We start from the raw sequence: 18559 nt of genomic DNA, 5'->3' as shown, positions 1-18559 counted from the left end.
ATCCTACAAATCGCCTCAACACCATATCGATCTTTATTGTTAAGGATAAAATCCACCATTATTTGTGTGGGCGGTCGAGCTCCGCCTGGGCGAAAAAAGCGGCTGCTTTACGTAGAATTTCATTGGCACGTTTTAATTCTTTAATTTCACGTTCCATTTGCTTCATTTTTTCTTGGTCAGATACCTGTTGTACTTTGGCGGGATTTTGTTGATCTAAGTATTTTTGATGCCAGGCACGAAGTGTTTCAGGAGTACAACCAATCTTAGGCGCAATTGCTGTGATTGCAGCCCAAGTAGAAGGATAATCTTTTTCAGATTCAATCAATAATTGAACCGCTCTTTCTCTAATTTCGGGGGTATAGTTTGGTTTTGTCATCGGGATAGTCTCTCAGAATATTGACTCTCCGACAAACCTGGTACGGTTCACTCAGGCATTGAGAGACTTGTCTTTGATGTATTACAAGACATGAGTTCCACTGGAGAAGCCATACCTTAATATTTTTGAAAAAATGCCTGATTCCGCTGGATGTATTCATTTAGATTATTTGAATCTAAGCCGAATATTTGAAAAGAAGCAGTACACAATGTGCATTATCCCAGGTGCCAACGCTTCGATTTTGATCGCCGGTAAAAGTTGCCGATCGGCAACTTTTAAAACACCAAGGTAGCTATGATGTGTGTTGTCTGATAAATCTTGCCGATCGGCAACTTTTAAAACACCAAGGTAGCTATGATGTGTGTTGTCTGATAAATCTTGCCGATCGGCAACTTTTAAAACACTAAGGTAGCTATGATGTGTGTTGTCTGATAAATCTTGCCGATCGGCAACTTTTAAAACACTAAGGTAGCTATGATGTGTGTTGCTAAAATTCAAGTTGTGATTTTATTTTAAGCTTTTGATTTTATTAATTAAATGGAAATATCTAAAAAATAAAAATAGGTATAATCATCTATAATATACTGAAATTAAAAGAAAAATTATGGACACACATCATAGCTACCTTTCCTAAAAAAAGAAGGTACTATGTGTCTTAATTAGGTCATTTTTACAGAATTTCCTTTAGTTTTTTGTTTTGTATAGCCATCACTAGGAGCTAGCAATATGCCAGAAATAAATCTAGAAAATGAAAGTGACAATGAATCTGAAATTGCTGCTATGGCAGCTCGTGTGCTCCAAGCACACTTTATTGTAGCGGCTCAAACTGGGCCAGTCTTATATGTAGAGAATGATTATTTAGTGCGTAAGATTCCGAATAAACTCCCAGTTGTGATTAAATATTTAGAAGGGCGGAACCCTGACATTGCTCAACGTTTTGCTGGCCATAGAACTTTTAAAATTAATAGAAAATGAAGTAAATTTGGACTCATATTCAATGTTATTCCCAAATAGAAATATCCTATAAATTTCGAATAAAATAAATTGCGTATAAGAGATTTTATATTAAATGCTTATTTCTTAAATTTTGGATTCCATTCAGATAAGCGCTCAAGTTCCAAATCATCTTCATCTAGTTCTTTACTATCATCCAAGTAAATTAAGGTAATTCTATATCCATCATTTTGCTGAAAAACTTGTTCATATAATTCTGTTTTATAGTTATTTGGGTTTTGCAGCCAAACTTTCCAATCTACAGGTTCTAATGAAGTATCTGTGGTAGCTTTTGCCGAAATGCTTTTTGGCGAAATGAAAGCTCCTTTTTTGAAATTTCGATCTAAACTTGGAAAACCTTTTGTTTTTAGTACTCTTTTAATAACAAAGTTATGATGGTGAATTATTACACAAGAAAAGTCAGACAATTCCTTAAATCGCACACAACATGCTGCCATACTTACATTATATTTTTGAGATATTCTAAAAAGATGTCTTAAATCTGGTTCTACTCTATTAATATCCTTTTTAAATTCAAAACTTGGCATAAGTATTTGTGCTGAAAAATAATTAGCCTCAACTTCTATTCGTACTTCTTTGGGAATATTTTTTCCTGTTGCTGTAAAGGATGAGGTTTGTTGTTTTGTACATGAACGTTTATTACCAGTCAGGTGAGATGGAATCATCCAATGACCTAGCTCATGGCCAATTGTAAATCGCTGTCTAGGCTCTGGACTATTATCATTATAAAAAATAAAACCCTGCCAACCTTCTTTATAAAGTATGCCTTCGAAGCTTTTAACTTCAGGAGGAATAGGGTCAATAGATGCAATATCCAAACTCATTGCAATATCATGTATAGGTACAGGAATTGGAACTTGATTATTCAAAGATTGTTTTCTTATATTTCTTAACAATGCGTTAGAAATATCATTTACATTCGTATAGTCAGCATAGTCAATAAGTGATAATTCTAACTTGGACATAACAATTATTTTTTGGTTTTAGATTCGACTATCAACTTTATCACGTCTAAATCACTTTGTTCTAAATTATTCATTTGTCTGAATAAAACTTTTAATTCCTCATTTTCATTAGTTTCAATGTCCTCATTGACTAACGAAGAAATACTAATTCCAAACTTATCAGATATTTTTTCTAAAAGATCATAGGACGGGTTTTTACTTTTACCTGTTTCTAAGTCCCAAAAATGGGTTTTGGATATTCCTATTAGATTTGCTGCATCTTGTAAAGAAAGACCCTTCTGTAATCTAAGCTCTTTAAGTTTTGAAGAAAAAGACATAAAACACCTCTATTATATCATTAAGATATATCTGTACAAAATCATATAAAAAAACTTGACTAATTGCAATATGCTTATTATTGTACAAATTCATTCAACTATATCTTACGGCAGAATTTTATGTCTAAAGTAGCAATTGGTACAACCGCTTCTACAGGGCAAACATGTCCTGAAAGTGGTATTTGGAAATCCTTAGATACTCCTTCAACAACAGCTCCTATTGCGAGAGGAAATAGAATGCCTCCGCACAATGGTAAAGCTGTTACTTGGAAATTAACTCAATACGCATAGGAGACGATGATGTCGTTGAAACCCGGTCAAAATACAGGTCGTGATGGTGGAATTTATCGAGAACAAGGTCCTCGAGGTGGATTAAGAGATAATTACTCGACGATCCCAGATCGAACGATTGCTCCACCTACTTCAAAACCAAACTCAAGCTGGGTTCGTGTTGAACGTACGCCAGACAGTAAACGATGAGATTTTAAAGACTGTTAAGCATGCTTGGCAGTCTTTTTATTTAACTAATTTAGGCTGATAGGTATCAATATGACAAGTCAAACAGTAAATATTTTATGTTCTTGTGGAAGCGATAAGTTTGAGCCTCCCCGAAATCCCAAAGCTTCAGATGTAATTATCTGTGCAAGATGTGGCGTACAAAAGAAATATGGAATATTGCAGAAAGAGATCGCCTCTAAAGTTAAAAAGAAAGTTGAAGCAGATTTTAGAAGAATGCTGAAGAAAGCTGGTTTTAAATGATTTATTGTTAATAGGAGGTTATGTGTTTCCACCGAAAGAATATGTAAAGAATGCACTTAAACAAGGAGTTGTCATAACATTCCTTTTGGGAGTAATTCCACTTGTATTAGCTTTATGTCAAGATGTTTGGGGACTCATTTTTCATAGAAGTCATGATCTATCTAATTTTAATGAAATGATGAATAGTCTTATTCCATCAAATCATATGTATATAAACATCCTTATTTGGCTTTCGGGTATTTATTGTTTGCCTTTAGTAATGCTGGTTATCGCAGAAAGAGAATTAGAAAAAAAAATTCCGATACCTAATTGGATAAAAAATTTCATCCTTAATTTTGAATACGCATTATCAACTATTTTTAGTGTGATGTTTGTTGCATCGGCTATCTTTCTTACCACAGGTCTTTTCTTCTGTTTTACTAGCCTAGGTATTGCTCATGGAATGGGTTTTATTTTTTTAGGAGTAGTTCTTTTCCTTATTACTACTTACGCACTAGCATTAATGTTAGAACTTAAGGACTCATTTCTAGTGAATAAAACTGATTTACAACATACAGATTATAAAGAGTCAAACGCAGTCGAATGAACTATTGAAATGGATAATAAAAATGCCGAACATGGATGAGTTCGGCATTCAGCTTTCTAAGCTACAAAAATTGCTGTTAGATATTGAGCCCTATATGTTTTCTTGTGGGAAATTCCACATCGATATGCAGCTTAATAAGGTCCCATAAATCTTGAGCCATTGAAGTGGATCATATGAGACGGATTATCTGCCATCCATACCTCTGTTTCCCATGCAATAACACCGCTATATTTCACATAAGTTTTGGTATCGGGAAAAGCAGAGACAAAAACTAAACCTGCGGTACAGTTTTGGAATAGTGTATTTAATTCCCCATATCTTTTATGGTCTACAGGCCCATGACTTGTAACAGCTTCGATTAAGAATAACCAATTTTTCTCAGGATTGTAGATAACAACATCTGGTAGTTTCCCGTGGTTGTCTAATTGCACACCTAAAGATGCTAGTAGATCAACATCGAAGAACCCATGCTTGTTACCTGTATCACCTGCATAAACTAATGCTCCTCCAGGAACATATCGAGCACCAAAATCGGTGACAATATCCTTGATGAGCTGAGAATGGTCACCTGCTGAAAGTAGAATAGTTTGACCATCTGTTAATTGTAATGGGATCATATTCATTTCACGCTCTCGTGCATACATTTGAGCAAGAGTTTGTCTTTGCTGCAGGTAATTTTGTAGCATGATTGCATATTGCTCTGTTCCATAAGTTTGAAGAACTTGAAGCAAATTGGATTCAATTTGGTACACAGCTTTAGGGCTATTAACTGGTCTATCAGGTTTATCAGGGTTATAAAGACAAATTCCTGCTTCAATAAACTGGTGCATCGATTGTCTACGGAATGTCTCTCGTGTATTTGGAGCGTATTCTCTTTGATAGTGCTCTCGTGACCAGCTCATAATAGGTGTAATACCTACTAAAGGGTTACTTGCTTGGTTCCATAATTTTTCAGGTGTCATATCAAGTAAACAGAGTAGACAGAGAGCAGTACGTTCATTAAGTTGTTGGCGCGGCATGCCTAATTGGACAAGGATATCGTATGCTTGCTGCAGCTTTGTATCTTGATTATTCACTTAATCTCCCCTAGAAGGTTATCAATCTGCTTTTGATTCATTTTAATGTCGTATTTTTTGCCTAAAAGCTTCAAATTTTGAAGGGATGGATATTTCATGTTTCTGAGATCCGTCGCATTTACTTGAGTATGACCTGAGAAAATACGGAAATAGCTATCCAGTAAGCTGCTATTCAGAAAACAAGCTAACCCCATTGCTGTTTCATAGTCAAAGCCTTGTTTTTTTACATGAAATACATTCCAACAGTTATCAAACCCGATCCATTTTGTATCAATCATATTGGGATCTATGACATTAGCAACAATTCGTCGTTTTTCTTCTTTAGAGCTGAATCGTCTGACAATCACATAAAAGCCATTATTCGGTAGCAGCCATTTCTGTGAATCTGGTGTAACCCTAATAGCATTTGGCTTCTTATGCTCTTTTGGATATTGAAGTTGCTTATCTACGAAATGATGTGGGTAAAATAATGGAACAGCTCCATCTTGAGGCGATTGCTCCAAGAACTCTTTCATTCTGTGAGACACAATTGGTCCTGTACTTACAGATATTCCCAATTCATTTAATGAAACGGCAAAAAACGTATTATTTTCTTCTTGAGGCTGCCCGTTCGTAGCAATGCGGATAAATAGTTCTGGATCATTAGGTTTAATAACTTCAACAAAAGGGACGGTTTTGCTTTGGTAGTCACGGAAGGTCTGGTCATTAGATTGAGAAATTTGAACGTCTGATTGCTGTTTACCTTTAATCAGTTTAATGATGATATTTTCTTGTAAAACATCATCATCTTTAAAAGCCATGTCTCTACTTTCAAAGATATGAATGTGTTCGATAGAACACTCCTTCAAAATTAATTCTCTGAATGGCTTGTAATAAGGACCATTGCAAAATGATCTTGGAATAATCGCTACAATTTGCCCATCTTGTTCCATGAGTTGAATTGTTAGTGCAACAAATGCTGAATAAAGATTAACGGTTTCAATTCCAACCTTTCTCAACTCTTTCCGATGTTCTGAATTGCTATTAATTTTTTTATATGGAGGGTTAATAATTGCATGAGTGTATTGCTCTCCTTTGTCAGAAGATATATTTTCAACAGCCCCTAAAATGAAGTCCTGAGCATAGATAGAAAAGTTAATATCTATAGCATGCATGTTAACTTCTAATTGTTCTCGCATGATGGGATCAATTTCCCAGAGATCTACTAACTTAATATTTTTAAGTTTTTTTGCAGCAGAAATGGTCAATGATCCTATGCCTGCTCCACAATCTAGAAGTTTTATCCCTTTTTTGTGATCGTCGAATAGGCTTGCCATATATTCAGCAATAACACTAGGCGTCATGAATTGCCCAAGTTCAGATTTTTTCTTGGGATTTAGCTTAGCATTCGTAGTCTTTCTTATGTGTTCGACAGTCATAAGATTCATGGTTCGTATTGCTGACCTAGTGAAACAAAAGTATCGTAAGTATAAACGGAAAAAGATGCTTATTTTTGATAGCTGTTTGATCTAGTTTTAAGTGCTATAAAATCCGTCATTCAATCAATTTTTTATAAACCTGATTTATAAATATCTGGGCAATAAAAAACCCCGGCATCCTGCCGGGGTTTTTCGTATGGGGTCGCTCGGTATAACTCCTGTCGTACCTTACAGTCCTTGTGCGTATCTATGTTCTTATTATTGTGTGGAACTTCCTGTTCCTGATGAATCTATCATAGGAAATTGCAGCCAGGTCGTACAGGCGCAAAGGGCCGTAATTGACGTAAGCAAATGCGTACAAGACCGGCTAAAAACTGTCCCAGGTTTATCCGCAGAAATTGGGGATAATTTCATATCCTGGAACCTTGATAACCGGGCAAAAACACCAAAATTGAGCGTTTTTTGGCCGATTTTATTGGCTAAATATTACATATTTGCTTAAAAAACACACGAGTCATTAAATCGTGCGTTTTTTAATCTTTTTGATTTCGGTTTTATTGGTTTAAGTATTTGATAAATAATGTCTTTTAAAAATGCATTTCGTATAACCACCATTATGTTAAATAGGGGTTTTAATCTGTTAAATTTTCACAACTTATAGAATATATTTACCCTCAATTTAATTACCAAGTTTATTTCATACACCTTCTATTAAATCCAGCCAGTCATATAGAAAACACCAATAATCAAGAATGATGCTGCAATTTTAATGATTGTAATACTGAAAATATCTTTATAGGCTTCACGATGTGTTAAACCTGTGACGGTTAATAATGTAATAATTGCGCCATTATGTGGAAGAGTATCCATACCACCAGCAGCCATGGAGGCAACACGGTGCAAAACCTCTAAAGGTATACCAGCAGCATTTGCAGCAGCTACAAATTGGTCCGCCATTGCCCCTAGCGCAATACTCATCCCGCCTGATGAAGATCCTGTTATACCCGCTAAAATATTAATTGTAATTGCTTCATTCAATAAAGGATTACTAATCCCTTGCAAAGAACCTGCGACTATCACGAAACCTGGTAAAGCTGCAATAATTGCACCAAAACCATATTCAGAACCAGTATTCATTGCAGCAAGTAGCGCACCACTGATTGCACTTTTCGTTCCTTCAGCGAATTCAATAAAGATCGTTTTGAAACTAAAAATTAAGATACATAAAATTCCGCTACATAACGCACCTAACACGGCCCAAATGGCTGTAATTTTTTTAATTTCCACAGGAACAACATCTTTCATTCCAGCTAGTTGTAGTTCAAATAATGATGGATACCAATGAGGTATATAGTGCGTTAATAATAAATTTACGAGTCCTACTAACAGTAAAGGCGAGAGTGCAATTAGAGGATGAACTAACTTAATATCTGCTGGTGTTTGTGGTTCATTACGAGGATTATCCCCATAACCTTCACCGGCAAGTTGTGCTTTTTTTCTTCGGCTTTCTAAGTAGATGATCCCAGTAATAACAATAAAAAGTGAGCCAATGATCCCTAAAGTAGGTGCTGCCCAACTGGTTGTATTAAAAAATGTAGTTGGAATAATATTTTGAATTTGTGGCGATCCAGGCATCGCATCCATAGTAAACGTAAAAGCACCTAAGGCTATTGTTGCAGGCATTAAACGTTTAGGAATATTACTTTGTCTAAACATCTCTGCAGCAAAAGGATAAACTGCAAAAACGACAACAAATAGCGATACGCCACCATATGTTAATAGCCCACAAATTGTAATAATGATGGGAATAGCACGCTTTTCACCCAAAATTTTGATAATAGCGCCAACGATTGAACGCGAATAACCAGATAATTCAATAAGTTTACCGAAAATTGCACCTAGCAAAAATACAGGAAAATATAATTTTATGAATCCGACCATCTTATCCATAAAAAGATTGGTAAACGCGGGAGCAACTGCACTAGGATCAGTCAGTAAAACAGCACCTAATGCCGCTAAAGGGGCGACTAGAATTACACTATAGCCCCGATATGCAGCAATCATTAAAACAAATAATGCAGCTAATGCGATGAATACACTCATGAGAATCCTCTCATTAGAGCAGGGAACTTTCAACTATCCATGTTTTAGATTAGGCATTCCCTGCCTCTGTTTATTAAATTATGTGACTTTTTATACTCGTTATTGAGCAATCTTCAGATCACTATTCAGCAATACCAGCATAAGGAACATCTTTATGACCATATCGACGTACACGGATATTGGCTTGTTCACCATGACCGGAAAATCCTTCTAGGTCACATAAACGTGAACAGTATTCACCAATGAGAGAAGATGCCTCATCTGTAAGTACTTTCTGGTAAGTACAGGTTTTAATAAATTTACCTACCCATAGACCACCCGTATAACGAGCCGCTTTTTTAGTCGGTAAAGTATGATTAGTACCAATAACTTTATCACCGTAGGCAACATTGGTACGAGGGCCGATAAATAGTGCGCCAAAATTTTGTAAATTATTCAAGAAATAATCTGGATTATGCGTCATCACCTGTACATGCTCAAAAGCAAGTTTATCGGCAATCTCAAGCATTTCTTCATCTGAATCAGCAACAATAACTTCACCAAATTTCTCCCAAGCCTGACGAGCAATTGCAGCAGTGGGTAAAATATTAAGTAAGCGTTCTACTTCTTGCATTGTTTCTTTTGCAAGAGCCATTGATGTCGTGAGTAAAATTGCAGGAGAGTCTGGTCCATGCTCTGCTTGGCCTAATAAATCAGTCGCACATAATTCACCATCTACAGTTTCATCAGCAATAACTAATGTTTCTGTCGGCCCAGCAAATAGATCAATACCTACACGACCAAATAGTTGACGTTTAGCCTCTGCAACAAATGCATTTCCTGGCCCAACTAAAATATCAACTGGTGCGATGCTCTCAGTACCAATAGCCATGGCTCCAATCGCTTGTACACCACCTAAACAATAAATTTCATTAGCGCCTGCTAAATGTTGTGCCGCAACAATAGCGGGAGCTGGTTTACCATGGAAAGGTGGTGCACATGTGATAATCCGAGGAACACCAGCAACACGAGCTGTAATTACTGACATATGTGCTGATGCTAAAAGAGGATATTTTCCACCTGGCACATAACAACCCGCAGCACTTACTGGAATATTTTTATGACCAAGAATGACACCTGGCAGAGTTTCAACTTCGATATCTTTAATGCTATTACGTTGATGACGTGCAAAATTTTCAACTTGCGTTTGTGCAAAACGAATATCTGTTAAATTACGTTTAGTCAACTGAGATAAACATGCTTCAATTTCTTGTTCACTCAATCTAAAGTTATCACGTTCTACTTTATCAAATTTGAATGACAATTCTCTGATCGCTGCATCACCACGTGCTTCAATATCAGAAAGAATATTTTCAACTGTTTCACGAACCTGAATTTGAGCATTTTTTACAACTTCAGGTGCTGCTCCTTGTTTTAACCAAACTGCCATGTCGGATTCTCTCTTAAAAAATAAAAATTTAACTTAGATTTAAAATAATACTTTTTGCATACGTATGCAATAATTATTAAAAAAATATTTTTAACAAAAAAGAAAGAATTAAAAAATAATAAGTAATTGTATTTTATGTTTTTATTTATAATCAAATACTACTTTAGGAAGTTTTGAAGATTGACGAACAATTAATTCTCCTTCAACAACAATATGTTTAGGAAGTGAATTTTCATTTTCAATTTGTTCTAATAATATTTGAATGGCTTGGTCAACCATTTGTTTTGAGGGTTGCGAAAATGTGGTTAATTGAAATGAATCCCAACCTGCAAGGTAATTATCATCGAAACCAATGATTGAAATATCTTTGCCAGGTTGTAATGAAAATTCATTACGTGCTACTTCAATAGCACATAAAGCCATGTGGTCATTTGCACAAAAAATAGCATCTGGTTGTTTGGTTAAATTCAGAAGTTCACGTGTTGCTTGTCGTGCATTTTCATACGTATAGTTCCCTATAGCTTTTTGAACATCATATATACCGTGGTGGGCTAAGTATGAAAAATAAGTATTTTCACGATCTCGATTCGTTGATGAATTATTTTCTCCTGCGATATAAGCAAAATTTTGATGTTTACCAGCCAGCAAAAAATCAACAATTTTCTGCACACCCAAAATATTATTTCCCGTTACACTCGAAATTTCTTTAGATTCTGTTTTTCTCGTCATCATTACAACTGGCAGATGGTTTTGCTTACATTCATCTGCGATATGAGATGATAAATTGACGGCAATAAGAATAAGCCCAGCTAATGGATAATGTAATATTTCTTCCATTAAAAGGTCAGAATTTTGGCCTGTTTCATTAGTAAAAAGTAAAATACGATAGCCATTGCTTGAGAGTTCCTGTGACAGCTCTTCTAATATAGATTGATAATAAGGATTTGTATTGAGAGGAAGTACTATTCCTATAAGAGTTGATTTTTTTGTTATCAGTGAGCGAGCTATCAAGTTTGGTCGATAGCCTAATTGTTCAGCTGCTTCAATAATCTTTTTACGTGTTTTTTCAGAAATACTTGCACCCGGTGTAAAGTGACGAGATACAGCCGATTGTGAAACGCCTGCAACTTTTGCTACATCATGTGCTGTTACTGAACGTTTTAATGAACGAGTTATTTCATTATCATTCGGCATTTAATCATGTTCCTACAAAACTTTATAAAATATTTTAACCTGAATAAGGGATAAGGAATATATTTGATAAATTATCCTTAAAAGCAAGATTTTAAATGATTTAAAGTAATCTCAAATTATATTCAAAAATTTAGAATTTCTAAAATTAACATAATACACCTTATACGAAATGCTCTAAATTATTTCTTATAATTCATGGTCTTATGTTGATGTAAAAAGCCTAAGTCTACCGACTTGGGCTTTTTTAATGATTATTCACGTTCCACGCCTATTCTTTGATCAATGTTTCACGACTTTGTTTAGGTTAATTGAATAATCAGGATGCTTGGTCTTTTTCTTTTTGGCGTTCATTCAGCTCTTTTTTGAGTGCCTTTTTATCCTGGTATGCTGCAATCAGCATAATCGGGATCAGCAGCGGGGCCACAATAATGCCCAGGGCAATGTCTTTCAGTTTCGGCATGATCTCTCTCCCTTAGTCATTATCAAAAACAGCATTCAGCACACGGCCAAATAAGCCACGTTTTTTCTTTGTCTCATAGTGTGTCTTTGATACGTGTTTTGGTGTTTCATTGGGGTGTGTCACTGGTGTTTCATGAGATGTACTAATTTCACCATATTTATTATTATCAATAGTTTCACGTGTTTCACTACTGTTGTCGCATGGTGCATCATTAGGATGTGTCACTGGTGCATCATGAGACATTTTTTCTTCAGACTCTTTATGCCCTAATAGTAGTTGAAAGCGGTCTATTTGATCTAAATAGCGTTTTTCCCGATCTTTGTATGACTCAATTTCCTTTTTCATGAAATCAACAAGCTGACGTAAATCCGCATCATCCTTAGACTGATTCACTTCTTGTTTTTGTTCATGCTTTTTGATCGGCTCCCCAAAGCATCGGATGACTTCTGCAATATCAAAAAGTCCATCAGAGCTTCGAGATATACGTCCTTCTTTTATGGCCCTATATAACGTAGAGCGACTGACGTTAAAGCGATTAGATACTTCACTTAGTGATAACTTAGCCATTTGCTACATCCTTTTTACTTGATGGCATATATCCCACTTTTTTTAGGTACGGGTATAGTTCTTTTATTCGGTCAGGATTTTTCAGCATCTCAGCAATACGAATAGCAAATTGAGGATAGCTTTCAGTTCCTTGTGAATAGCGACCCATTTCAGGGAGTTCTGAAAGCTTATTTGCAAACATGTGACGTTGTGCATCAGTCATTTGGGTAAAGAGATCTACCGTATTTGGATCTCTTTCTGAAGGTATAGAATCAATTTTTTTATGCTTAAAAGTGAATGATAAGCCTGAGATAGATCTTCCTGTTTTGTACTGTTCGTATTTTACATGTATATCAGTTAGCTCATTGATTTGCTTTATTGCTGGTTCTAAAACACGACTTTTAAAATTAACCATTTTTTGATATTCATTAATCTCAAGTCCTAATTTTTCTCTGAACTCAGATAAAGAAATAACAGGTGTTTTTCCTACGTCTCTCCAAGCAATTAGAAACTCATATAGACGAATAGCATATTTGCTAGTGAGTTGAGCAACCTGTTTAAGTTGATAGCTCGTAAAGTGCTTTTCCAATCTTGTAATAAGAGGAACAACATCTGGTGCAAAGGTAACTTCTAATGTAGCAAGGTCATCAACATATGCAATTCGGCTAACCCAGCGGGATTTGACTACAATTTCTTTGTTTGTATCTTTATGAATTTCCTTAAAAGAGAACTTTCTTTCAAAAAGATTATTAACTGCATTCTTTAGAGCGTTATATGCAGCTTCTTTGGTGACATCAAAGCGAGAAGCATAATCAGAAGCATGAATTTCTAATTTACTGTCGGATGAGATCCCTTGGCCTGTTTCTCTTGCTCTTATTATTGATAAAAGGATAAGCCGTTGCTCGGTTACTTCAAGATTATAACTGGCATTAATTAAGGCATTATCTTTTACTACTAAGTCATTTTTCATAAGACTGCATAGGTTATAAGTGTTATTAAGACTACACTAGCATTTGATGTAATCAAATGCAAAGAAATTGTAGTCTTATGACAAAGAAATTGTAGTCTTATGACAAAGAAATTGTAGTCTTATGACAAAGAAATTGTAGTCTTATTAGTCTTGAAAACCCTGTAAATAAAGGCTTTCAGCATGTCTAAAAGCATTTAAAAACTTTAAAATAATTAAAAGCCCAGGCAAAGAAAAATTGCCCTTGGTTTTCGCTACGCTCAAACTCTATTGAATCTCGCTTTCGCTCGATTCGTTGGGGCAATTTTTTTGCTCTTTTCGTTGTGAATTTGAGAAAAAGCAAAGGCAAGAGCAAAAACAACTCGGAATTCGCTTCGCTCATAAAACTTTTTTACTCGCTACGCTCGATCTAGGCTCAATTTTCTGCATGTAATTTACGCTTATTTAGGCTTCACAGCCTAAAAAGCTGTTTTTCAGAAAGTCGAGGTGCGAATTTTGGTGATGTCGCTCGTAGACACTCGCTTGGTTAATGTTTTCTAGTGGTTTATTAGTGTTGTGTCATTTGCTTCTATTTGAGCTTAGAGAAACTTTTTTGTTTTTAGGTGGATTCTTATGTTTAAGTTTGAGATCGCCTCTCTATGGTGAAAATAGAGCGTTTAAATGCGATATTTTTTTATTGGCCTAATTTTTTCTGTTTGATCAATAAATCTAAATATCCTTTTATTTGAAATATTCAGGCGGTAATATGCTATATTGTATCTCAATTGAGTCACATAATGTTTAGGTGAAGATATGACTTCTCAAACCTCAATGCTACACGTTCGAATTGATGATGAAACAAAGCTACAGGCGCAACAAGCTTTGAAATCAATGGGTATGTCTGTGTCTGATGCTGTACGAATCTTTTTGACTCGTGTCGTGGCTGAACAGGCGATTCCATTCGATGTACGTGTACCCAGTACCACAACTGTAGCTGCTATGAATGAAGCTGATGCACTCATTCAAGCCAAGAAAGCCCGTTTTGAAACTGTAGAAGACTTGTTTAATGACCTCGAAAAAATCAGCTAAAGATAAACGGGCCGTTTTACCTCGATCATCGGACTACACCAAAGAGTTTTTAGCAGACTGGCAAAGGCTTTCTCGTAGTGGTCGTTATGATATGGCGAAGCTTAAACAGGTCATGATGCTGATTATTGCCAATGATGAGCCTTTAGGTGCTGAATGGGTTGATCATGCGCTAAGTGGTAATCAATGGAAAAACTGCCGTGAATTGCATGTCGGTGGCGATTTTCTGTTGATCTATCGTATCGAATCACTCTCTAAGTTTGAGATGGTGGTTTTTGTGCGTACTGGAACGCATAGCGAGTTATTTAAGTAAGCACCAAACAAAGAGGATCTGTATTTATGAATGAAGCAGAAAAAGAACGGTTAAAAGAGATTTTTAGAAGCTCAAAGGGAATCGTAGATCACGAATTTTCTCAAGAAGTCATTGATGCTTGCAAACCTTATGAAGATGCAAGACACCAACGTATTTTGAATGGTGAAACGACTTTGGAGCAGGAAGAAGCAGCTTTAATGGCTGAGTGGAGAGAATTGAATAAAAAGTAAGATAAAAAAGAAGTATTTAAGTGTATATACGTGTATTGAGAATAGCCAATTATGTGAATAAGCGGGTATATGCGTGTATTTAAGAGGTTTTTAGAGTATTTAAGTTTATGTTCTTACATGAAATAGGCTTTCTTTGGTGTATTTAAGAGCATTAACTTTTGTACGATGAGGCAAGATGTGTAATGTAATAGTACACGCAAGGTGAACTAGTCCATTACCCCCGACAATTCGCTTACGCTCAATGTCCTGTCTTGTCCTACGGAGTAGTTTTTTGGACACCAAATATGAGTATCTGGCTTCAATAGGTCGTTTAGTTTTAGAGATGTTCTTATTTTTTAGGAAAAGTGTTTTTTAATATTTACATAAATTTATATAAAACAGTTATTTATGTTTAGTTATTGGGTTTATTTGGAAAAAATCTTTCTCGCTTGAAGTTTTGCAGCTTAATTGGGCTTAAATTTGTATCGTAATTTATTGATTTATAGTGGTGACCAGGTAAGAAAGCATAGATTTTTGATTGCGACTAAATTAGAAAAAATCTTTCTCGCTTGGAGTTTTGCAGCACGTAAAAGACTGTATTTCGCATAAGAAATTTTATGTTAAATCAGTTGGCTATAAATTTTCAAAAATATCCTTAGTTTAATATTTTAATAAGCAAGTAAAGGGTAAGATAGGAATGAAAATCTTAAATTTCTGCAGGAAATTTAAATTTTAAATTAAAAGAAACGGGAGTTAATAGTATGAGTCAAGACCCTAAAAAATGTCCTGTAACCCACCTGACTACTGAAGCTGGTGCCCCTGTGGTCGATAATCAGAACAGTATGACGGCAGGTGCGCGTGGACCTTTACTTGCCCAAGATTTATGGTTGAATGAAAAATTAGCAAACTTCGTCCGCGAAGTGATTCCAGAGCGTCGTATGCACGCTAAAGGTTCAGGTGCTTTTGGTACCTTTACCGTGACCAATGATATTACCCAATATACTCGCGCTAAAATTTTCTCTGAAGTCGGCAAAAAAACCGAAATGTTTGCGCGTTTCTCAACGGTGGCGGGTGAACGTGGCGCGGCCGATGCAGAACGTGATATTCGAGGTTTTGCTCTGAAATTCTATACTGAAGAAGGCAACTGGGATCTGGTCGGCAATAATACCCCGGTGTTTTTCCTGCGGGATGCCCGTAAGTTCCCTGACCTGAATAAAGCAGTCAAACGTGACCCGAAAACCAACAAGCGCAGTGCCACCAATAACTGGGATTTCTGGACATTATTGCCTGAAGCCTTGCATCAGGTGACCATTGTGATGTCGGATCGCGGTATTCCTGCTGGCTACCGTCATATGCATGGTTTTGGCAGCCATACCTTCAGTTTTATCAATGCCCAAAATGAACGCTTCTGGGTGAAATTCCATATGCGTACCCAGCAAGGCATCCAGAACCTGACCGATGCTGAAGCAGCAGATTTGATTGCTAAAGATCGTGAAAGTAGTCAGACTGACTTATTTGATGCCATTGAGCGTGGTGAGTATCCAAAATGGAAAATGTACGTTCAGATCATGCCGGAACTGGAAGCTGAAACAGTTCCTTATCATCCATTTGACCTGACCAAAGTCTGGCCGAAAGGTGATTATCCACTGATTGAAGTCGGTGAATTCGAACTGAACCGCAATCCGGAAAATTATTTCCAGGATGTAGAACAGGCTACCTTTGCACCAAGCAATCTGGTACCGGGAATTAGCTACTCACCGGATCGTATGTTACAGGCACGTCTGGTGAACTATGCTGATGCAGCACGTTATCGTGTTGGTGTAAATCATTCACAGGTTCCGGTCAATGCTGCACGCTGCCCTGTAAACTCTAATCGTCGTGATGGTCAGGGCCGCATGGATGGTAACTATGGTTCATTGCCACATTATGAACCGAACAGTTTTAACCAGTGGCAGGAACAACCTCAGTTTAAAGAACCAGCATTAAAGATTACCGGTGATGCTGATTTCTGGGACTTCCGCGAAGATGACAATGACTACTTCAGCCAGCCCCGTGCCCTGTTCAATTTGATGAATGATGAGCAGAAACAAGCATTGTTTAATAACACGGCCGCAGCGATGGGTGATGCGCTAGATTTCATCAAATACCGTCATATCCGCAACTGTTATGCTTGCGATCCAGATTATGGGCAAGGCGTTGCTAACGCCTTAGGTATGACTGTAGCAGATGCTCAAGCGGCACGTGAAACAGATCCTGCTAAAGGTTTACCAAGTTTTCTTTAATGTGGAAATTTGATTTAGATAGAGAATAAAAAAGCCCGACATCCTGTCGGGCTTTTTTATTCTCTATTTTTTAGATTAAGCTTGTAAGTGTATATACAATGAGAATTAAAGTTTCTATTGTTCCTATTAAATAGCATTTTGCCACTTCTAGGTTCAATCCTAATCAAAATAGTGAGTAATTATGATCCCTTCTTATGAAAACTTTAAAGATTTTAAAGATGCTGGTGAAAAAATTTTAGAGTATTTACATAATCACTTAGGCTTTGCTTTATGGATGATTACTCGTACTGAAAGTAATGATTGGATAGTTTTGCAAGCTAAAGATCATGGATATGGAGTACAGGCAGGACAGGTCTTCAATTGGGCTGACTCATACTGTTCTAAGATGGTATTAGATAAAGGGCCACGCATAGCACCTGATTCGAAAAAGATTCCACTGTATGTAGAAGCAGGCATCAACAAACTGGTCGATATAAACGCCTATATTGGGCAACCTTTATTCAATGAGGATGGTTCTATTTTCGGCACATTATGTGCTATTGATCCATCAGTACAGCCTCAAAGCATAGAACAACATAGTGATCTATTAGAGCTATTAAGTTTATTACTTAGTCGAATTTTACAAAATGAACTTAAAATTAATGAACAAAAAAGAGTTAGTGAAAAGCTTGAAATGGATTCATTAACCGATCATTTAACGGGTGTTTTTAATCGTCGTGCTTGGGATACATTTTTGGATTTAGAGGAAGATCGATGTAAAACGTACGGACATCCAACCACAGTGATTATGATAGATTTAAATGACTTAAAAGCTATAAACGATAAATTTGGTCATTCGGCTGGAGACCAGATGATCCAAAAAACGGCCCAAATCTTAAAGAAAAATGTACGCTCCAATGATTTAGTCGCGCGTTTAGGAGGAGATGAGTTTGGCATTCTAAATATTGAAACGACTTTAGAAAATACTCAGAAATTGGTGAATCGGCTTTTAAAGTCCTTACAAAATGCTGGAATTAATGCTGCTCTTGGTGTTGCGGCACGTGAACCAAGTAAAAATTTACGAATGGCAGTAATTGAAGCAGATGAAAAAATGTATCAGCATAAATGTCAAATTAAAGTCATCATTTGATGATTCCATAGAACAGGATGTTTGAGGATCTAAAACAATAATCGTAAGTCAGACACTTGGATTGTGAAGCTAGACAGGAGTCTTGCTTGAGCAGTAAGCTCATTTGAAGTTTTTCTAAAATTAACATAATGGCGCTTATGCGAAATCATTTATAAAAAGTTATTGTTTTTCAAATATTTAAAAAATTAGTCATGACTAAAAAATAGGTAAAAAGCCGACTCGGAGTAAGCGTCCGCTGAATCCCATACCAATTTTTAATTCAATTTAGGTTTCCAGCAGTGTGGCAGTAACTCTTCAATCTGGGTCACTTTATGTGTCGGCAGCCTTTTCAGCACATCACTTAAATAGGCA

The 18559-nt window shown here is 36.3% G+C and carries 22 protein-coding genes, 1 pseudogene and 1 other annotated feature; of the genes and pseudogenes, 10 read left to right on the top strand and 13 right to left on the bottom strand.

Annotation, left to right across the window (positions count from 1 at the left end; all coding sequences use genetic code 11):
• Positions 1–101: a sequence feature (AL1L pseudoknot), on the bottom strand. This feature is flagged as partial in the annotation.
• Positions 1–376 (bottom strand): annotated as a pseudogene (locus GBN19_RS11925) (transposase); the annotation flags it as partial. (Overlaps the previous feature by 101 nt.)
• Before the next feature lie 165 nt (positions 377–541).
• The gene (locus GBN19_RS15780) at positions 542–874 is read right to left on the bottom strand and encodes a hypothetical protein (RefSeq protein ID WP_171494482.1); all 333 of its coding nucleotides are present in this window, start codon (positions 872–874) and stop codon (positions 542–544) included.
• Positions 875–1102: 228 nt separating this feature from the next.
• Between GBN19_RS15780 and GBN19_RS11915 the strand changes: the two genes are divergently transcribed.
• Positions 1103–1351: a hypothetical protein gene (locus GBN19_RS11915; protein WP_151778297.1), complete on the top strand. Its 249-nt coding sequence runs from the start codon at positions 1103–1105 to the stop codon at positions 1349–1351.
• 98 nt (positions 1352–1449) lie between these two features.
• On the opposite strand, the gene GBN19_RS11910 is transcribed toward GBN19_RS11915, so the two are convergent.
• Complete coding sequence (locus GBN19_RS11910) at positions 1450–2355, bottom strand: ImmA/IrrE family metallo-endopeptidase (RefSeq protein WP_151778296.1); 906 nt, start codon at positions 2353–2355, stop codon at positions 1450–1452.
• Positions 2356–2360: 5 nt separating this feature from the next.
• Positions 2361–2672 (bottom strand): helix-turn-helix domain-containing protein, encoded by a 312-nt coding sequence (locus GBN19_RS11905; protein WP_151778295.1) that lies wholly within the window; start codon positions 2670–2672, stop codon positions 2361–2363.
• A gap of 120 nt (positions 2673–2792) precedes the next feature.
• Between GBN19_RS11905 and GBN19_RS15775 the strand changes: the two genes are divergently transcribed.
• The 4 genes from GBN19_RS15775 to GBN19_RS11890 all read left to right on the top strand — a co-directional run bounded on the left by GBN19_RS15775 (position 2793) and on the right by GBN19_RS11890 (position 4017).
• On the top strand, positions 2793–2963 hold the full coding sequence (locus GBN19_RS15775; RefSeq protein WP_171494483.1) for a hypothetical protein: 171 nt from the start codon (positions 2793–2795) through the stop codon (positions 2961–2963).
• A gap of 9 nt (positions 2964–2972) precedes the next feature.
• On the top strand, positions 2973–3152 hold the full coding sequence (locus tag GBN19_RS11900; protein ID WP_016651005.1) for a hypothetical protein: 180 nt from the start codon (positions 2973–2975) through the stop codon (positions 3150–3152).
• A 69-nt stretch (positions 3153–3221) separates the two neighbouring features.
• Complete coding sequence (locus GBN19_RS11895) at positions 3222–3431, top strand: hypothetical protein (RefSeq protein WP_151778294.1); 210 nt, start codon at positions 3222–3224, stop codon at positions 3429–3431.
• A 22-nt stretch (positions 3432–3453) separates the two neighbouring features.
• Entirely contained in the window at positions 3454–4017 is a 564-nt protein-coding gene (locus tag GBN19_RS11890) for a hypothetical protein (RefSeq protein ID WP_151778293.1), read from the top strand.
• Positions 4018–4148: 131 nt separating this feature from the next.
• Here GBN19_RS11890 and GBN19_RS11885 read toward each other — a convergent pair whose 3' ends face one another.
• The 8 genes from GBN19_RS11885 to repM form a co-directional block, all read right to left on the bottom strand.
• A complete protein-coding gene (locus tag GBN19_RS11885; RefSeq protein WP_151778292.1) occupies positions 4149–5093 on the bottom strand; it encodes a BsuBI/PstI family type II restriction endonuclease in 945 nt (314 codons plus the stop codon).
• Positions 5090–6520 carry an Eco57I restriction-modification methylase domain-containing protein gene (locus tag GBN19_RS11880; protein WP_151778291.1) on the bottom strand — a complete coding sequence of 477 codons (1431 nt, stop codon included), beginning with the start codon at positions 6518–6520 and terminating at the stop codon, positions 5090–5092. Before GBN19_RS11880 ends, GBN19_RS11885 begins: the two co-directional genes overlap by 4 nt.
• A 702-nt stretch (positions 6521–7222) precedes the next feature.
• Positions 7223–8614: a GntP family permease gene (locus tag GBN19_RS11875; RefSeq protein ID WP_151778290.1), complete on the bottom strand. Its 1392-nt coding sequence runs from the start codon at positions 8612–8614 to the stop codon at positions 7223–7225.
• A 121-nt stretch (positions 8615–8735) separates the two neighbouring features.
• Positions 8736–10043: a histidinol dehydrogenase gene (gene hisD / locus GBN19_RS11870; protein ID WP_151778289.1), complete on the bottom strand. Its 1308-nt coding sequence runs from the start codon at positions 10041–10043 to the stop codon at positions 8736–8738.
• 141 nt (positions 10044–10184) lie between these two features.
• Entirely contained in the window at positions 10185–11237 is a 1053-nt protein-coding gene (locus GBN19_RS11865; protein ID WP_140975749.1) for a LacI family DNA-binding transcriptional regulator, read from the bottom strand.
• A 316-nt stretch (positions 11238–11553) separates the two neighbouring features.
• Positions 11554–11697, bottom strand: a complete 144-nt coding sequence (locus tag GBN19_RS15770; protein WP_164836615.1) for a hypothetical protein — start codon at positions 11695–11697, stop codon at positions 11554–11556.
• Positions 11698–11709: 12 nt separating this feature from the next.
• Entirely contained in the window at positions 11710–12264 is a 555-nt protein-coding gene (locus GBN19_RS11860; protein ID WP_126039598.1) for a plasmid replication DNA-binding protein, read from the bottom strand.
• Positions 12257–13213: a replication initiation protein RepM gene (repM, locus tag GBN19_RS11855; RefSeq protein WP_151778288.1), complete on the bottom strand. Its 957-nt coding sequence runs from the start codon at positions 13211–13213 to the stop codon at positions 12257–12259. Before repM ends, GBN19_RS11860 begins: the two co-directional genes overlap by 8 nt.
• A 789-nt stretch (positions 13214–14002) precedes the next feature.
• On the opposite strand from repM, the gene GBN19_RS11845 reads away from it, so the two are divergent.
• The 5 genes from GBN19_RS11845 (at position 14003) to GBN19_RS11825 (ending at position 18208) form a co-directional block, all read left to right on the top strand.
• Entirely contained in the window at positions 14003–14278 is a 276-nt protein-coding gene (locus tag GBN19_RS11845) for a type II toxin-antitoxin system RelB/DinJ family antitoxin (RefSeq protein ID WP_151778286.1), read from the top strand.
• The gene (locus tag GBN19_RS11840) at positions 14256–14588 is read left to right on the top strand and encodes a type II toxin-antitoxin system YafQ family toxin (RefSeq protein WP_130169026.1); all 333 of its coding nucleotides are present in this window, start codon (positions 14256–14258) and stop codon (positions 14586–14588) included. Before GBN19_RS11845 ends, GBN19_RS11840 begins: the two co-directional genes overlap by 23 nt.
• 26 nt (positions 14589–14614) lie before the next feature.
• A complete protein-coding gene (locus GBN19_RS11835) occupies positions 14615–14818 on the top strand; it encodes a hypothetical protein (RefSeq protein WP_151778285.1) in 204 nt (67 codons plus the stop codon).
• A gap of 740 nt (positions 14819–15558) precedes the next feature.
• Positions 15559–17079, top strand: a complete 1521-nt coding sequence (locus GBN19_RS11830) for a catalase (RefSeq protein WP_151778284.1) — start codon at positions 15559–15561, stop codon at positions 17077–17079.
• Between the two features lie 181 nt (positions 17080–17260).
• Positions 17261–18208, top strand: coding sequence for a sensor domain-containing diguanylate cyclase (locus GBN19_RS11825; RefSeq protein ID WP_151778283.1), 948 nt, complete (start codon positions 17261–17263; stop codon positions 18206–18208).
• Positions 18209–18462: 254 nt separating this feature from the next.
• On the opposite strand, the gene GBN19_RS11820 is transcribed toward GBN19_RS11825, so the two are convergent.
• Positions 18463–18559, bottom strand: a 97-nt coding sequence (locus tag GBN19_RS11820) for a transposase domain-containing protein (protein WP_151778282.1), incomplete at its 5' end; no start/stop codon positions are given.

This window comes from Acinetobacter brisouii, assembly GCF_008993995.1.
Classification (GTDB): Bacteria; Pseudomonadota; Gammaproteobacteria; order Pseudomonadales; family Moraxellaceae; genus Acinetobacter; species Acinetobacter brisouii_A.
The sequence above is the reverse complement of the archived record's forward strand: the minus strand, read 5'-3'. Positions and strand labels throughout refer to the sequence as shown.

Bases quoted from the DNA above. Each gene is read 5' to 3' on its own strand.
- GBN19_RS11830 (WP_151778284.1), top strand. From the start codon at position 15,559: ATGAGTCAAGACCCTAAAAAATGTCCTGTAACCCACCTGACTACTGAA.
- hisD (WP_151778289.1), bottom strand. From the start codon at position 10,043: ATGGCAGTTTGGTTAAAACAAGGAGCAGCACCTGAAGTTGTAAAAAAT.
- GBN19_RS11840 (WP_130169026.1), top strand. From the start codon at position 14,256: ATGACCTCGAAAAAATCAGCTAAAGATAAACGGGCCGTTTTACCTCGA.
- GBN19_RS11860 (WP_126039598.1), bottom strand. From the start codon at position 12,264: ATGGCTAAGTTATCACTAAGTGAAGTATCTAATCGCTTTAACGTCAGT.
- GBN19_RS11910 (WP_151778296.1), bottom strand. From the start codon at position 2,355: ATGTCCAAGTTAGAATTATCACTTATTGACTATGCTGACTATACGAAT.
- GBN19_RS11875 (WP_151778290.1), bottom strand. From the start codon at position 8,614: ATGAGTGTATTCATCGCATTAGCTGCATTATTTGTTTTAATGATTGCT.
- GBN19_RS11865 (WP_140975749.1), bottom strand. From the start codon at position 11,237: ATGCCGAATGATAATGAAATAACTCGTTCATTAAAACGTTCAGTAACA.
- GBN19_RS11895 (WP_151778294.1), top strand. From the start codon at position 3,222: ATGACAAGTCAAACAGTAAATATTTTATGTTCTTGTGGAAGCGATAAG.
- GBN19_RS11905 (WP_151778295.1), bottom strand. From the start codon at position 2,672: ATGTCTTTTTCTTCAAAACTTAAAGAGCTTAGATTACAGAAGGGTCTT.
- GBN19_RS11880 (WP_151778291.1), bottom strand. From the start codon at position 6,520: ATGAATCTTATGACTGTCGAACACATAAGAAAGACTACGAATGCTAAG.
- repM (WP_151778288.1), bottom strand. From the start codon at position 13,213: ATGAAAAATGACTTAGTAGTAAAAGATAATGCCTTAATTAATGCCAGT.
- GBN19_RS15770 (WP_164836615.1), bottom strand. From the start codon at position 11,697: ATGCCGAAACTGAAAGACATTGCCCTGGGCATTATTGTGGCCCCGCTG.
- GBN19_RS11900 (WP_016651005.1), top strand. From the start codon at position 2,973: ATGTCGTTGAAACCCGGTCAAAATACAGGTCGTGATGGTGGAATTTAT.
- GBN19_RS11845 (WP_151778286.1), top strand. From the start codon at position 14,003: ATGACTTCTCAAACCTCAATGCTACACGTTCGAATTGATGATGAAACA.
- GBN19_RS11835 (WP_151778285.1), top strand. From the start codon at position 14,615: ATGAATGAAGCAGAAAAAGAACGGTTAAAAGAGATTTTTAGAAGCTCA.
- GBN19_RS15775 (WP_171494483.1), top strand. From the start codon at position 2,793: ATGTCTAAAGTAGCAATTGGTACAACCGCTTCTACAGGGCAAACATGT.
- GBN19_RS11915 (WP_151778297.1), top strand. From the start codon at position 1,103: ATGCCAGAAATAAATCTAGAAAATGAAAGTGACAATGAATCTGAAATT.
- GBN19_RS11825 (WP_151778283.1), top strand. From the start codon at position 17,261: ATGATCCCTTCTTATGAAAACTTTAAAGATTTTAAAGATGCTGGTGAA.